General features: G+C 49.7%; 1 protein-coding gene. It reads right to left on the bottom strand.

Features of this window, described 5'->3' with window-relative positions:
- Window positions 1-117 precede the first annotated feature (117 nt).
- A partial coding sequence (locus tag NE473_RS31315) for a hypothetical protein (RefSeq protein WP_256265660.1) occupies window positions 118-300 on the bottom strand: 183 nt, incomplete at its 5' end.

Here is a 300-nt window from a genome sequence, read left to right as displayed (position 1 = left end):
CGGGGCGGCTCCCCTGGGTGCCGCTCCGTACCCCTGGACACTTTGTCCAGAAGTAAGGCAAGCAAAATGCGCTTGCACAGCACAAGACCGCACAAGCGCATAAAGCGAGGAATTTATTTATATTAGAACAATTTTCGCAACCAATATCAGAATATCCTGGTCCGGTGCCTGGGCTTTTTTTTGACAAATTAAGGGCATGGACAAGGCAAAGAAACACGGCGTACCTCCTTTGCCGCCGTGGGTATAAAAAAGCGGCGGCCTTGAAATGATTAGTTTCAAAACCGCCGTTTGACTTCTGCC

Source organism: Hungatella sp. SL.1.14, assembly GCF_024460495.1.
Classification (GTDB): domain Bacteria; phylum Bacillota; class Clostridia; order Lachnospirales; family Lachnospiraceae; genus Hungatella; species Hungatella hathewayi.
The sequence above is the reverse complement of the archived record's forward strand: the minus strand, read 5'-3'. Positions and strand labels throughout refer to the sequence as shown.